Here is a 13668-nt window from a genome sequence, read left to right as displayed (position 1 = left end):
ACAGTCGCGCCCTCCGTCCCGACTCGCCGTTGTGCGGCCGGCTGGTCTCCCGGGACCGTCGGTCGAAACGTTCGACCGCGAAGTCGCGAGTGTCGAGGTGAATCTCTCCTGTGTGTAGTCGAACGGACCGGTCCTTCCAGTTCTCATCGTGCGCGGGCCCCCGCCACAGTGAGTCGGCCAGGTTCGGGACGTGTCAAGCTTTGCCCGACTCGAACAATTTCGGGAGATTTGGCAGAATCGCAGCGAGGAGCAGGAGAAGGATGGTCGATCGGAAAGGACGCGCGACGACATGAACGCTCTACCGCGTTACACCGTGTTCTGGCTGTGCGCGCTGGATCAGGACCGGGTACCGCGTCCAGTCGAGCCGGCGGTGGAGGAATTCGTCCAACTCTTGGAGCGGAGCGAGGGGACAGCGCTCCGCGGCGCCTACTTGGCGACCGGTTTCCGTCCTGACGTGGATCTCATATTCTGGTTGCTCGGGCACGATCCGGCACATTTCCAGGACCTCGCCTTGGCGCTGCGGCGCACCGCACTCGGCCGGGCCTTGCCGGTCCGCTACGCCTACTTCGGCATGGCCGGAAGCTCACAATACGACCCGACGCACGGGCCAGCCTTCCTGCGCGGCGAGCCTCCCAAGCGCTATTTGAGCGTCTATCCCTTCGTCAAGACGCCCGAATGGTATCTCTTGCCCTTCGAGGAGCGGCGGCGCTTGATGGCCGAGCATGGGCGGCTCGGCGACGAGTTTCCGACCGTGCTGACCAACACGGTCAACTCGTTCGGTGTCCAGGATCAGGAGTTCATCGTCGCGCTCGAGGACGACGATGTCGGAACCTTGATCACCATGGTCCAGCGCTTGCGGGCGGCCGAGGTTCGGAAGTATACGCAGCTGGATACGCCGATCTTCCTCGGTCAGCGTTACGAGCCGCGGGAGGCGCTCATCCGCCTGGTCCAGTGACCCAGGCGACTCGCCAGCGCAGCCCCTACGAGCGTCGCGAGCGCATTGACGGCATCGTTGGTCACGCCTGGGAAGCCGCTCACACGCTGCGCGGGACCGGGGCAGGGGGGATGTGCCGGCTGTTCCAGCGATCGCTGGCAGATCGAACAGGAATAGCGAGCCTGGAGGGTCGCCCCGAGGAGGCTATCGGCCAGTGCACCGAGGCAGCCAGCGACGGCGATGGGCAGGCGCGGTGTACCGCGCGGTGCCAGCAGCGCAACGAAGCTCGCCCCGGCAACCATACCGAGCAAGCCGAGCAGCGAGACCGCGCCCGACGTACCGGGTGGAACCGGGCGGCCAGTCCGGAGCGACCGCGGCGGATGGGCGCTCAGCATCCCGATCTCGGTCGCCCAGGTATCAGCGGCAGCGCTGGCGATCGCCCCAAGAAACGGGAGCGACCAGTCACTGCGCTGCTTGCTCATCAAGTGAAGCGCCGCGAAGAGGGCAGCCAGGCCGCCGTTGGCGAGCACTTGCCGCGCATCGCGCTATCCGCGCTGCCCCTGGGTCGCAGCAGCACGCTTGCGCTGCCGGCCGACACGGCTGAGAAGACTGCCGGTCACGAAGAAACCGATCATCACTCGTGACCACGCCAGGCCACCCGCCGCGAACGTGAGCGTGCCGACGAGCACCGCCGCGAGCGCCCCACCGCGGTCGAGGGCACGCCGGCGCACGGCGAGGCTCGCGATGACCGCAGCCAGCGCAGCGCCGAGAGCCAGTCGCAGGGGGATGCCGAGGCGACGTTCTGGCGTGCTCATGGTGACGGCGGACGGAAGAGGAGGATCAGCTCGTCCTCGCGGATTTCGAAGACGTATCCGGCCAACTCGATGACGGCGGGTGAGCTGATTTCGCCGTAGCGGATGCGGATCTCGACATCGTCGAGCGTGAAGACACGCATCCCAGTCGGTGAGAAGGGATGTCGTGGCGAGCGATAGACAGCCTGGGGACCGCCCAACCGATCGAGCGCGCGGAGCGCGAGGTTGCGCGCATCGGCTTCGCTGAGCGTCATCGTCTCGACCTCCAACGCTGGAGAGCACGGGACAGCGAGCGAGCAGTCGCTGCGCCAGGCGGCCTTACCATGGCCGGCCAAGCTGCACGCACGCCCTCGCATAGCGTACAATTGAAACTGGCTCGGTGCAGGATCAGCGCCGGGTCGATGCGGGCTGGTAGCTCAACTGGCAGAGCAGCGGACTTTTAATCCGCGGGCTGTGGGTTCGAGTCCCACCCGGCCTACCACAAAAACATCGTACTGTGACGTGGAACCGAACTGACAGTCGGCCGCGTCAGGCTGGTCGTGCCGCGTCTCTCCGGGAATTGGTACCGGAATCGGTCACCGAGAGGCGCGTTCAGCTGCTCCAGTGCCGGCCGTGCCATGGCGGTGGTGACATGGCCGTCGTAATCGGCCGTGACACCTATCGGTGAGTGACCAAGATTCGTGCTCACCGTCCTTGGATCGACACTGGCTTCACCACCAAAGGTGCACGGGGCGTGCCGGAGATCGAGTTAGCGGGTCGATCGACGAACAGCTCACTCGCAGCGGTCGTCCCAAGCCCCGCACGACGGTGGGCGGGCAGCAGCAGGCTGACGTGCATCGCAAACGCGAGCCACCGACGGTCGGCACCTCGGTGGCTGTTGACTCGGAAAGGACGCCGCAGACGAGCGGCTCTTCGCTGGGCGGTAGGAAGGAGAGGACGGCGACACGGAACTTCGCCGCTGCGCTCGTAGAGTCCTATACAGTCGAGGGGCAGCGGCTCGCTCGCCGGCGCACCGAGCGCCGCAGAAAGGTCAGTGAGGCTCGCGAGCGCCGACACTGTTGAGCGTCGCGGTGGCGTGTGCGCTGAGATGGGATGCAATTGCGGGTTGGTTTCGCGTCATGCGCTGGAAGCTGGCAGCATTCGCCGACGAAATCCACCCCGATCCGGCTCCTGCCCTCGACACGATGCACGCGGCAGGGATAAACACGGTGGAGTTGCGCAGCGCGTGGGGGAAAAATGTGCTCGATTTGACTGACGAGGAATTGGCAGCGCTCGCCCAAGAGGTCGCCCGACGCACGATGACTGTAGCAGTGATCGCTTCCCCAGTCGGCAAAAGTCTCATCACCGACCCAGCCGCCTTCCAATCGGCGCGCCTCGACCGAGCTCTCGCCATCGCCCGTCGTTTCGGCAGCTGGGGAGTTCGCGTTTTCTCCTTCTACCTGCCACCAGGTGAGCCTCCTGAGCGCTACCGGGACGAAGTGCTGCGGCGTATCGAACAATGGGTCCATCGTGCCGCGGAATCAGGCATTACCTTGCTGCACGAAAATGAGAAGGAGATCTATGGTGACATTCCGCACCGCTGCTTCGATCTCTTGAATTCGATCGGTTCGCCGTGGTTCAGGGCAGTGTGGGATCCAGCGAATTTCGTTCGATGTGGCGTGCGGCCCTTCTCCACGGGATTTGCCATGCTCGCACCGTTCATCGCTCATGTCCATGTCAAAGATGCAGTCCTCGGTTCCGGAGAAGTGACGGTCGCAGGTGCGGGCGATGGCGAAATCGCCGAAACGCTCGCTGCACTCGCCACTCGCGGTTACCGCGGCTACCTCTCCCTGGAGCCGCACCTTCTGATCGCTGGATCGCACGGGGGCTTCACCGGCCGGACCGCCTTCCTGACCGCGCTGCGCGCACTGCGTCAGTTGCTCGAGGGTATTCCCGCACCGTCTTGACCGACCGGTGCACGAACCGACGGAGTGTCCTCCCGAGCAGTGGTGATCGGTACCGGTCGCGAACTCGGAGACGGATCCGGGGAAGTCGTCTGGACCCGAGTGGCGGGCGAGCACGATCGTGCGTCGTCACCCGGGCGAGCATTGGTTCACGCCCGTTCGGTCATGCGGCGGCGTCCGGAGCTCGTGCAAGACCTCGATCAGCCAGCGGATCTCGCCTGAACGAGCAGAGGGTCGGCGACCGTTTTTCTCATCCTTCTCCGTTTTTCTCATCCTTCTCAGAGTGGCCTCAGACGGACGCACCGAGGCTGTCGAGCACGGCCAAGACTTCCTCTATGCTGGGAATATCCCGCATCGACTCGCCGTACCAGGCGGCTCGCACGATACCATCCGGATCGACGACCAGGACTGCTGGCATGCGTCCCAGCTTGAGGAGCTGTACTTCCTGACCGAGAAGTTCGGCGATCCGGTGCTCCGGGTCGGCCACCGCCGGAAACGGCATCCCTTCCTGCTCCCAGAAGCGGGCAAGCGAGCGCGGTCCATCGGGCGCGATCGCGACGATCGCGCTACCCCGCTTGCGGAATTCGTCATAGTGCTGGCGCAACTGCGCCAGGTGCCGTCGGCAATAGGGTCAACGCAAGCCGCGCAGGAGGACGATGACCGCTGGACGACCACGCAGCGTCCCACTGCCGACCGGCTCGCCAGAGAGCGTAACGGCCTGCCATTCCGGCAGCCGATCACCTGGCTGGAGTCTCGGCATGTTCGACCTCCTGGAGGAACTCCTCCACGAGCTGAACGAACCGAGCGAACTCTTCGACATGCGGCAAGTGGCCGCTCCGCGCGCAGCGCTCCACCCGGACGGTCGCGCCAGCCGCCTGCCAGTCGGCGACGAGCTGGAGCGTCCGCTCGTTGGAGACGATCCGATCGTGCTCACCGAGCACGACGAGCGTCGGTACCGTCGGAGCCTGTTCCGGCCGCCTGGCGGACGACTCGGCCAGCGTCGCGAGCGTCACCCGCCAGAGCCGCTCGTCCCATCCCGCGAGGCTGACGGCAACCGACGCCAGTTCCTCGCGGCCTTTCGGTGGTGGACTCGCCCAGACCCGGCGTTGAGCGAACTGGAGTGCCAGCGGGCTACTCGTGCGGAGCACGCTCCGCACGAGCGCACCCACCAGCGGTTGACGGGCGAAACGAGCCAATCGCGGAGCGCTCGGTCGCTCCCAGGCTGGTGTCACCAGGATCGCGGCGACGACCTGATCGGGAAGTGCCCTGGCGAGCTCGTACGCGAGCCGACCACCCATCGAGTGGCCGAGCACCGCGAACCGCCCGACACCGAGGTGCTGCACGAGCGCGCGGGCGATCGGGACCTGCGCAGCGGGCGCGTATGGGTCCAGCCCATGCCACGTGTCGCTGGTCACGGCGGTCAGTCCGAAGCCAGGTCGATCGTAGGCCAGCACACGGCGTTGTGGTGCGAGCGCTCGGATGACCTCGGTCCAGGCGAGTGCGCTCGAGGCAAAGCCGTGCAGAATGAGCAAGGGGAGGCGGTTTTCACCTGCCTCCAGGACGAAGAGCAGGAGTCCATCCAGAGCGACTGTCTTTGGAGTCAGCCGTGCTTCCATGGCCGGCACCTCGCTCGGTAAGCATGGCAAGTCGACCGACCGCTCAGCAAGGTGACCGACGCCGAGGAGACAAATAGGCTTACCGAACCAACGCGCTCGCGTATCATGCTCGGGGTCGGTCGATCGACGGGTGAGGGAGGAACGATCAGTGGCCGTGATTCCAGAGTACCTCCGAGACTTCCTGCTCGCACCGCGCTTCGCTGTGCTGGCGACGATCGCGCCAGACGGTCTCCCGCGCCAATCGGTCATGTGGTATGACGTGCTGGATCAGGAAACGATTCTGATGAATACCGCCGTCGGTCGCGCCAAGCTGGACGATCTCCGGCGCGACCCTCGTGCCTCGCTCTGCATCGCCGATGGCTATCGCTACGTGACAGTGATCGGGCGAGTCGAGTTGATCGAGGACCAAGAACGGGCACAGGCCGATATCGCGCGCCTGGCGGTCCGCTATGTGGGGGAGGAGGAAGCTCGTTCCTGGATCCCACAGTTCCGGGCACAACGACGGGTGACGCTCTTGTTGCGGATCGAGCGGGTGCTCGCGCATGGCTTTGCGGGAGCCTGAACGATGACCGACGAGGTGCGCCTCATCCCGATCCGGAGGATTCCGGAAGCCCGTCCGGGCGACTCGGTCGCTGAGCTCGTCCTCACCGGCATGGCAGCCTGTGGCCTCACTGGCGAAGAGGGAGATGTCTTGGTGGTCACCCAGAAACTCGTGTCCAAAGCCGAGGGGCGGGTAGTGGCACTGGCCGGGATCGAGCCCTCGCCGTTCGCGATCGCCTATGGGCAACGTTGGGAGCGCGATCCGCGCCAGATCGAGCTGGTGCTTCGCGAAAGCGCACGGATCGTCCGGATGGATCGTGGCTTGATCATCGCCGAGACCCGCCACGGGTTCGTCTGCGCCAATGCTGGGGTCGATCTCTCCAATGTCCCTGCCGGCTATGCTGCACTGCTCCCGCTCGATCCGGATCGCTCGGCCGCTCAGATCCGAGAGGAACTCGGGGAACGAGTCGGCTGGACCCCGGCTGTGATCGTATCCGATACCTTCGGTCGGGCCTGGCGCAACGGGATCGTGAACGTCGCGATCGGCGTGGCAGGCATGCGACCCCTACGCGACTATCGGGGACAACGCGACCCCTTCGGCAACGAACTCCGGGTCACGGTGATCGCGATCGCCGATGAACTGGCCGCAGCAGCTGAGCTGGTCATGGGAAAGACCGAAGGGTGTCCGGCAGTCATCGTGCGGGGTTTCCGGTACGAACCTGGGGAGGGAAGCGCCCGCGAGCTTCTGATGCCAGCCGAGCGCGACCTTTTCCGCTGAGCTTGCTGCTGGGACGCTGAGGACTTAGAATCCTTTCGAGTTCGGTTATTCTGCCAAGTGAAAGGGGGACCAGGATGCCGGTCCGGACGGCCACGGCGACGTGGGAAGGCACGCTGGAGAGTGGTTCGGGCACGACCGCAGCTGGTAGCGGAGCCTTCTCGGTCCGTTTCACTGCAGGAACTCGCTTTGGAGAGGAACCGGGGACGAATCCGGAGGAGCTGATCGGAGCCGCCTACGCTGGTTGTTACAGTATGGCACTCGCCGCCGTCCTCGGCCGAGCCGGATTTCAACCGGAGCGGATCACGACGACCGCTCGTGTCCGCATCCAGCAAGTGGACGGCGGATTCGCTATCGATCGCATCGAACTGGAAACCGAGGGCAAGGTTCCCGGTATCGACGAGGAGCAGTTCAAGGAGTTCGCCGAGCAGGCCAAGCGGACCTGCCCAGTGGGGCGGGCCCTGGGTGGCGTCGAGGAGATCGTCGTGCGTGCTCAGCTCGTGCAGTGATTCCAGCACGACAGGCTCGGAGAGCGGAAGGGTCGGAGGAGAAGCCCGGCCCTTCCGCTTTCTTCCCGGCAGCGCGATCTCGTGGCCTCCCGCTCATCCCACGAAGATATCCAGCGGCAGAATGGCGCTCACCATGACGTTGGGCACGTCGACCGTCTCGCTGACGCGAAGATCGACGGCGACACTGCAGAGCGCATAGGCCTGCTGAGCCGTGAAGCCGCGCCGCTGCAGGTATTCGATCATGCGGAAGAGCGCATCGCGCGCCGCCAGCGTGAGGTCTTCCGATTCGTTGCGACCGTTCCGCACGCAGATGCCGGTCGTGGCGTAAAATCGGCGTGGTGCCGCCATTTCCGGCGCGGTGAAGTACCCATCGCGCAAGAACTGGACCGTACGGATACCGCGCCGCCGCGCCTCCCCCTTGTGCACGCGGAATTCGACATGCACGACCGAGCGCATCTCGATCGCCGTACCGCAAACTTCGCCATCCCCCTGAGCGAAATGGACATCGCCGACGGAAAAGAGCGCCCCCTCCACCCATACGGGGATGAAGATGCTCGCGCCGGGCGTCAGCTGCTTGATGTCGAGATTACCGGCATTCTCCCGCGGTGGAATCGTGCGCAGTCCTTCGGATGCGATCGGCTCGCTGGCTGGAACCGCCCCAGTGGGATCCGGCAGTAGCGCGAACCCACCGCGCGCTGCCAACTCCGCTTCGCGGCGCGCGACTGCCTCGCGCAGTTCGCGCGAGAGAGCCACGCCGATGGTACCCGGATGGGGGCAACGCGGGATGCGCACCCCAGGGAGTTGTGGTGATTCTGCGTACGTGTCGTAGAGATGCCAGTGGACGATGTACGGCTGCGGGAACTGATCGCGGAGAAAGCCGAAGCCGGGGACCTGAACGGTATATCCCCAGTGCTGCCAGGGGTCCGGCTCGATAGCCTGAAGCTTCACCTCGAGGAGGTCACCCGGTTGCGCGCCTTTGACGAAGACCGGGCCAGTGAGCGGATGAACCCGACTGAGATCGGCCCCGGCGACGTCATGAATCGTCGATTGGGGCGTCAGCTGGGCATCGAAGGCATCCCAGGTTTCCAGCGCCACCGGTTCTCCCGGCTCCACCTCGAGTGCCGGAGGAATCGCTTCGTGCCATCGGTTGTGCCCTTTGCCCGGTTGTTCCGCCAGCGGGCGCAATGGGTCAACGCTGAGGCGGTGAGTCCGGATCATGCTGCCCCTCCTTCCCTGCAATCAGCCGACGAGCGCAGCATACCGCCATCCGCCGGATCCGTGAAGAGGCGTAGGCAGGAGAGGAATCTGTACGTATCCTTCCCGCGGAGTCGACCGAGGAGGACCGATGATCGAAACGATACTCGTCGCGCACGATGGATCACCAGCTGCCGAGACGACCCTGCCAGCTGCTGTGCTTTTGGCCCGCCTCTTCTCGGTCCCCGTCGTGCTGGTACGAGTGCTGGAAACGATGCGCCCTTTCTATGACCCGCGGCACGGCGAGGTGATCTGGCTCTCGGAAGACGAACCGCGCCTGGAGATCCCGCCGGAAGAACTCTTTGCAGCGCAGTTGTCGATCCTGCGCGAGCGGGGAATCACCGCGGTCGCTGTGGTTCGATTGGGCAAACCAGCCGACGAGTTGGTCAAGGAAGCTCGCGCGTGGCCAGCACCCGTGCTCGTCCTGGGCAGTCATGGCCGCGGTGGAGTGGGACGAGCGGTGATCGGCAGCGTGACGGATCGAGTCGTCCGCACAGCGAGCTGTCCAGTCCTGGTAGTACGAGCAGGCGGGCCAGCACTGGAGCGGATCGAGCACGTATTGGTTCCGTTGGACGGTTCGCCGCGGGCGGAACGAGCACTCCCCTATGCGATCGCACTAGCGGAACGAGCGGGGGCCCGCCTGACTCTCGCTCGCGTCGCCGAAACCCATCGCGAGCTCCTCCTGGAGTGGCGCGGCCGACCGATCGCCCCGGCAACGCAGGAGCGACTCGCCGCCATCGAGGAAGAGGCGGCGCACTACCTGGATGCGATCCGCGAGCGCATTCCGGCGGGGATCCGCGTCCAACTCCTGCAGTTGAGCGGCGATCCGAAGCGGCAACTCGTGGCCGCGGTCGCACGCGAGCGGACTGATCTCGTCGTTCTCACGACACGCGGAAAGGGGGGACTGGAACGCTGGCTGCTCGGCAGCGTGACGGAGCGGCTCCTGACGGCAACCCGCGTTCCGTTGTTCATCGTGCCCAGCACTGAAGAGAGCGAGGTTCATCAGGCCGAATGAGCAGTCAGTCAGGCAAGGAGGCATCCCTTTCCTTCACCGCAGTGAGCACACTGCTGACGCCTCACCAGTGCACGAGATGTTCTGGATAGACCCGGATGAGCAGGCTGTACTCGCGAGCGAACGTTTCTGGAGTCATACCGATGCGGGAGATTCCATCGCGATACTTCGCCAGATAGGCGGGACGCTCGTTGGCGAGCGCTGCATCGCTCACGAGTTCAGCGCGGCCATCGAACCGCGTCACGTGCTCGGCCCAGGGGTCGCTGTTGAAGTGCAGCGAGACACGGGGATTGTGCCGAATATTGCGGACCTTTTGACTGCGCGGCCGAGAATAGATCAGAACAGCACCGTCGTCCCAGAGGAACCAGACGGGCACGACTTGCGGTTGGCCGTCGGGCCGAACCGTGGCCAGCCAGATGATCGATTCGTTGCGGAGTTGCTGCAGAACCGCGGGTGGATAGGTCAACATCGTGCCTCCATTCTCGTGCCCACTCAGCGGAAAGAAGCAGCTCATTGACTTCCGAGCTGCGCCGTCGGCGAGTCAGTTCGAGCGAGACCAGGGATAGCCTCCCAAAGCAGGGTACGCGCTCGCTCGAGAGCGCGTCGATCGATCCCGTGATCGTATCCGCGAGCCTCCAAAAAATCGAGCAGTCGCTCGGTGGCCAGGTTCCCCGGAGCCCCCGGTGCGAACGGACAGCCACCGAGTCCGGCGACGGCCGCATCGATGGTGCGCACACCGTAGGCGAGCGCGACTGCCACATTGTCGAGCGCGCGACCAGTCGTGTCGTGGAGGTGAACCGCGACACGCTCGGCCGGTAACCAACGGAGCAACGCTTCGAGAAGACGAGCCACCTCGTCCGGTACCGCTTTGCCGATGGTGTCAGCCACCGCCAACTCGTCACATCCCAACTCGGCGAGGCGGCGGGCCACTTCGACGGCGCGCTGGGGTTCGACCGGTCCAGTGTACGGACAGTGGACGGCGACGGAAACATAGCCGCGCAACCAACACCCAGCGGCCTTGGCGCGGACGGCCACGGTGGCGTAGCGCTGGAGCGACTCGTCGATCGAGACACCGATATTGGCCTGGGAAAAGGCGTCAGTCGCGGCAGCGAAAAGCGCCAGGGCGTCACAGCCAGCAGCCAACGCGCGCTCGAGCCCCCGCTCGTTGGGGACGAGGGCCAGGTACCGTGTACCGGGTCGGCGTGCGATGCGACGCATGACCTCCTCGGCGTCGGCCAGCTGCGGCACCGCGCGAGGGGAAACGAAACTCGTGCATTCGATGGCCGGGAAGCCGGCCTGACTGAGCGCATCGATGAAGGCAATTTTTATGTCGGTTGGAACAGAAAAGGCTTCGTTCTGGAGACCGTCGCGTGGTCCGACCTCGACCAATCGGACGCGTTCGGGTACCGACGGCATGGCCACTCCTTTCGAAGGCTGCGAGCGAGCAGGTCGAGTGCGGGTGCCTCGGGCGAGAGTATAACCGGGATCGTGGTGTGACCGCCCGAGCCTACGTTGGAACCACGAACCGGGTGCGATGCATCATTAGTGGTGCAGATCGTCAGGCCAAGCTCCGTTGACTGGTCGGTGCTGCGTATCGGAGTGGGAGGGAGACCATGCCGCGAACAGTCGAAGTCCCGGAGTACACGATCGCACCCGAAGTGGAGATCGACCCCCGCACCACGGCGCTGATCGTCGTCGATATGCAAAACGATTTCGTTCGGCCAGAAGGGAAATTGTTCGTTCCGGATGCACCGGCAACCGTACCCAAGATCCAAGCATTGCTCGCTTTCGCCCGCCAGCACGGGATTTTCACTGTCTTCACGCAAGACACTCATTATCCAGGTGACCCGGAGTTTCCCATCTGGGGTGAACATTGCGTGGCGGGGACCTGGGGCTGGCAAATCATCGATGAACTGGCGCCACGGGAAGGAGAACTCGTGCTGCAAAAGCGGCGTTACGATGCGTTCTACGGGACGCCGCTGGATCACGAGCTCCGCTTGCGCAAGATCGAACAACTCATCATCTGTGGGACCGTGGCCTCGATCTGCGTGCACTATACGGCAGCGAGCGCAGCACTGCGCTGGTATGGCGTGATCATTCCAGTGGATGCGACGTCGGCGCTCCATCCCTTCGATCTGGAAGCAGCCAACCGGCAGACCGCGTTCCTGTTCCGGGGCGTTCTGACCCGAGCGGACGGCGTGCGGCTGCGGAGCGGCGTACCGGCGTAGACGCATTGACCCCTTGACAACGAGGCCTCGGCTGAGTAGTATCTGACAACGCTGCGCGAGCGGGCGCAGCCCGGGAACCGGCGGAAGGGCTTGACAGCATCGACCCCTGATCGTTATACTGTAGCGATGGGTCGAGCGAGAGAGGCTCGAACGCCGGAAGGCGAAGCACCTTGACAACTGAGGTGTGGTTCGTGCAAGCGCCCCGCCCCAGGTGTTGACGACGGACCGAGGTCTCGTGCAGGGCACGACGATCTCGGGTTCTGGAGTGATCGGGGATGGAGAGTTTGATCCTGGCTCAGGGGGAACGCTGGCGGCGTGCCTAATGCATGCAAGTCGGACGGGAGCACGCTCTGGCGTGCCGACCGTGGCGGACGGGTGCGTAACACGTGGGGAACCTGCCCGGGTGCGGGGGATAACCCGGGGAAACTCGGGCTAATACCCCATACGCTTGGCTGGCGGTGGGCCGGCCAAGGAAAGGCGCAGGCGACTGTGCTGTGCTCGGAGGGCCCTGCGGCCTATCAGCTAGACGGTAGGGTAACGGCCTACCGTGGCGATGACGGGTAGCTGGTCTGAGAGGATGGCCAGCCACACGGGCACTGAGACACGGGCCCGACTCCTACGGGAGGCAGCAGCAGGGAATCTTCCGCAATGGGGGCAACCCTGACGGAGCGACGCCGCGTGCGGGAGGAAGCCCTTCGGGGTGTAAACCGCTGTTCGGGGGGACGATCGAGCGACGGTACCCTCGGAGCAAGTCCCGGCTAACTACGTGCCAGCAGCCGCGGTAAGACGTAGGGGGCGAGCGTTACCCGGAGTCACTGGGCGTAAAGGGCGTGTAGGCGGCTGGGTACGCCGCGTGTGAAAGTCCCCGGCTCAACCGGGGAGGGTCGCGCGGGACGGCCTGGCTCGAGGGCGGGAGAGGCGGGTGGAATTCCCGGTGTAGCGGTGAAATGCGTAGAGATCGGGAGGAACGCCGGTGGCGAAGGCGGCCCGCTGGCCCGTACCTGACGCTGAGGCGCGAAGGCGTGGGGAGCGAACCGGATTAGATACCCGGGTAGTCCACGCAGTAAACGATGCGGGCGAGGTGTGGGTGGTGTTGACCCCATCCGTGCCGGCGCCAACGCAGTAAGCCCGCCGCCTGGGGAGTACGGCCGCAAGGCTAAAACTCAAAGGAATTGACGGGGGCCCGCACAAGCAGCGGAGCGTGTGGTTTAATTCGACGCAACGCGAAGAACCTTACCAGGGCTTGACATGCCACCGAACCTGGCTGAAAGGCTGGGGTGCCCGGTGAGGGAGCGGTGGCACAGGTGCTGCATGGCTGTCGTCAGCTCGTGCCGTGAGGTGTTGGGTTAAGTCCCGCAACGAGCGCAACCCTCGGGGTCAGTTACGCGGGTGTCTGACCCGACTGCCGGGGAAAGCCCGGAGGAAGGAGGGGATGACGTCAAGTCAGCATGGCCCTGACGCCCTGGGCGACACACACGCTACAGTGACCGGGACAGTGGGCAGCGAAGGGGCGACCTGGAGCCAATCCCGCAAACCCGGTCGTGGTGGGGATCGCAGGCTGCAACCCGCCTGCGTGAACGCGGAGTTGCTAGTAACCGCCGGTCAGCCATACGGCGGTGAATACGTTCCCGGGCCTTGTACACACCGCCCGTCACGTCACGAAAGCTGGCTTCACCTGAAGCCGGTGGGCCAACCGGCGCACGCCGGGGGCAGCCGTCGAGGGTGGGGCTGGTGATTGGGACGAAGTCGTAACAAGGTAGCCGTACCGGAAGGTGCGGCTGGATCACCTCCTTTCTAGGGAGCGCTGGCTCCCGGGTCAACCGGGGTGGCGCAGCACCGGAGGGTGCAGGACGGGGCGGGGCCAGGGAGGCTCGCCTGAGGAGGCGGGGATGCTCCCCGCGGAGGGCGTCCGCCTGCTGGTCCCCGAACCCGGAGCCGTCACCTCGTACACGACGGGCAGGGCGCGCACGAACCACACCCCAGTTGTCGAGGTGCGACGCTGGACGGCGCGTACCTTAACAAGCGAGCAGAGTGGCAAGATCGAG

The 13668-nt window shown here is 65.0% G+C and carries 13 protein-coding genes, 1 tRNA gene, 1 rRNA gene and 2 pseudogenes; 9 read left to right on the top strand and 8 right to left on the bottom strand.

Going from position 1 to position 13668, the window contains the following annotated elements; genetic code table 11:
• Positions 1–289 precede the first annotated feature (289 nt).
• The gene (locus tag TRD_RS11725; protein WP_041437325.1) at positions 290–955 is read left to right on the top strand and encodes a chlorite dismutase family protein; all 666 of its coding nucleotides are present in this window, start codon (positions 290–292) and stop codon (positions 953–955) included.
• Here TRD_RS11725 and TRD_RS13940 read toward each other — a convergent pair.
• Both TRD_RS13940 and TRD_RS11715 read right to left on the bottom strand, forming a co-directional pair.
• Positions 916–1749 (bottom strand): annotated as a pseudogene (locus tag TRD_RS13940) (DUF92 domain-containing protein). The gene TRD_RS11725 and the pseudogene TRD_RS13940 overlap by 40 nt on opposite strands.
• Entirely contained in the window at positions 1746–2000 is a 255-nt protein-coding gene (locus TRD_RS11715) for a hypothetical protein (RefSeq protein WP_012642417.1), read from the bottom strand. The pseudogene TRD_RS13940 and the gene TRD_RS11715 overlap by 4 nt, the downstream one beginning before the upstream one ends.
• A gap of 151 nt (positions 2001–2151) precedes the next feature.
• On the opposite strand from TRD_RS11715, the gene TRD_RS11710 reads away from it, so the two are divergent.
• A tRNA-Lys gene (locus tag TRD_RS11710) sits at positions 2152–2227 on the top strand.
• Between the two features lie 637 nt (positions 2228–2864).
• Positions 2865–3692, top strand: a complete 828-nt coding sequence (locus tag TRD_RS11705; protein ID WP_012642711.1) for a sugar phosphate isomerase/epimerase family protein — start codon at positions 2865–2867, stop codon at positions 3690–3692.
• Positions 3693–3978: 286 nt separating this feature from the next.
• Here TRD_RS11705 and TRD_RS11695 read toward each other — a convergent pair.
• The 3 genes and pseudogenes from TRD_RS11695 to TRD_RS11690 all read right to left on the bottom strand — a co-directional run.
• Positions 3979–4308: pseudogene (locus tag TRD_RS11695) on the bottom strand (peroxiredoxin family protein); the annotation flags it as partial.
• Positions 4309–4320: 12 nt separating this feature from the next.
• Complete coding sequence (locus TRD_RS15230) at positions 4321–4449, bottom strand: hypothetical protein (protein WP_012643006.1); 129 nt, start codon at positions 4447–4449, stop codon at positions 4321–4323.
• On the bottom strand, positions 4427–5305 hold the full coding sequence (locus TRD_RS11690) for an alpha/beta fold hydrolase (RefSeq protein ID WP_012643161.1): 879 nt from the start codon (positions 5303–5305) through the stop codon (positions 4427–4429). The genes TRD_RS15230 and TRD_RS11690 overlap by 23 nt, the downstream gene beginning before the upstream one ends.
• Before the next feature lie 148 nt (positions 5306–5453).
• Between TRD_RS11690 and TRD_RS11685 the strand changes: the two genes are divergently transcribed.
• The 3 genes from TRD_RS11685 (at position 5454) to TRD_RS11675 (ending at position 7129) form a co-directional block, all read left to right on the top strand.
• Positions 5454–5867 (top strand): PPOX class F420-dependent oxidoreductase, encoded by a 414-nt coding sequence (locus TRD_RS11685; protein WP_012642831.1) that lies wholly within the window; start codon positions 5454–5456, stop codon positions 5865–5867.
• A gap of 3 nt (positions 5868–5870) precedes the next feature.
• Positions 5871–6623: a coenzyme F420-0:L-glutamate ligase gene (gene cofE / locus TRD_RS11680; RefSeq protein WP_012642974.1), complete on the top strand. Its 753-nt coding sequence runs from the start codon at positions 5871–5873 to the stop codon at positions 6621–6623.
• A 74-nt stretch (positions 6624–6697) separates the two neighbouring features.
• Positions 6698–7129, top strand: a complete 432-nt coding sequence (locus tag TRD_RS11675) for an OsmC family protein (RefSeq protein WP_012642572.1) — start codon at positions 6698–6700, stop codon at positions 7127–7129.
• A 93-nt stretch (positions 7130–7222) separates the two neighbouring features.
• Here TRD_RS11675 and TRD_RS11670 read toward each other — a convergent pair whose 3' ends face one another.
• Positions 7223–8347, bottom strand: coding sequence for an acetamidase/formamidase family protein (locus tag TRD_RS11670; protein ID WP_012642582.1), 1125 nt, complete (start codon positions 8345–8347; stop codon positions 7223–7225).
• Between the two features lie 127 nt (positions 8348–8474).
• Here TRD_RS11670 and TRD_RS11665 point away from each other — a divergent pair, with 127 nt between their 5' ends.
• Positions 8475–9398: a universal stress protein gene (locus TRD_RS11665; protein WP_012642718.1), complete on the top strand. Its 924-nt coding sequence runs from the start codon at positions 8475–8477 to the stop codon at positions 9396–9398.
• Between the two features lie 61 nt (positions 9399–9459).
• On the opposite strand, the gene TRD_RS11660 is transcribed toward TRD_RS11665, so the two are convergent.
• Positions 9460–9864, bottom strand: a complete 405-nt coding sequence (locus TRD_RS11660; RefSeq protein ID WP_012642380.1) for a TIGR03667 family PPOX class F420-dependent oxidoreductase — start codon at positions 9862–9864, stop codon at positions 9460–9462.
• A 41-nt stretch (positions 9865–9905) separates the two neighbouring features.
• Positions 9906–10811 carry a hydroxymethylglutaryl-CoA lyase gene (locus TRD_RS11655; RefSeq protein WP_012642915.1) on the bottom strand — a complete coding sequence of 302 codons (906 nt, stop codon included), beginning with the start codon at positions 10809–10811 and terminating at the stop codon, positions 9906–9908.
• A gap of 197 nt (positions 10812–11008) precedes the next feature.
• Between TRD_RS11655 and TRD_RS11650 the strand changes: the two genes are divergently transcribed.
• Entirely contained in the window at positions 11009–11623 is a 615-nt protein-coding gene (locus tag TRD_RS11650) for a cysteine hydrolase family protein (protein ID WP_012642574.1), read from the top strand.
• A gap of 272 nt (positions 11624–11895) precedes the next feature.
• Positions 11896–13417, top strand: a 16S ribosomal RNA gene (locus tag TRD_RS11645).
• The last annotated feature ends 251 nt before the right edge of the window (positions 13418–13668 follow it).

The sequence above is a fragment of the Thermomicrobium roseum DSM 5159 genome (assembly GCF_000021685.1).
Classification (GTDB): domain Bacteria; phylum Chloroflexota; class Chloroflexia; order Thermomicrobiales; family Thermomicrobiaceae; genus Thermomicrobium; species Thermomicrobium roseum.
The sequence above is the reverse complement of the archived record's forward strand: the minus strand, read 5'-3'. Positions and strand labels throughout refer to the sequence as shown.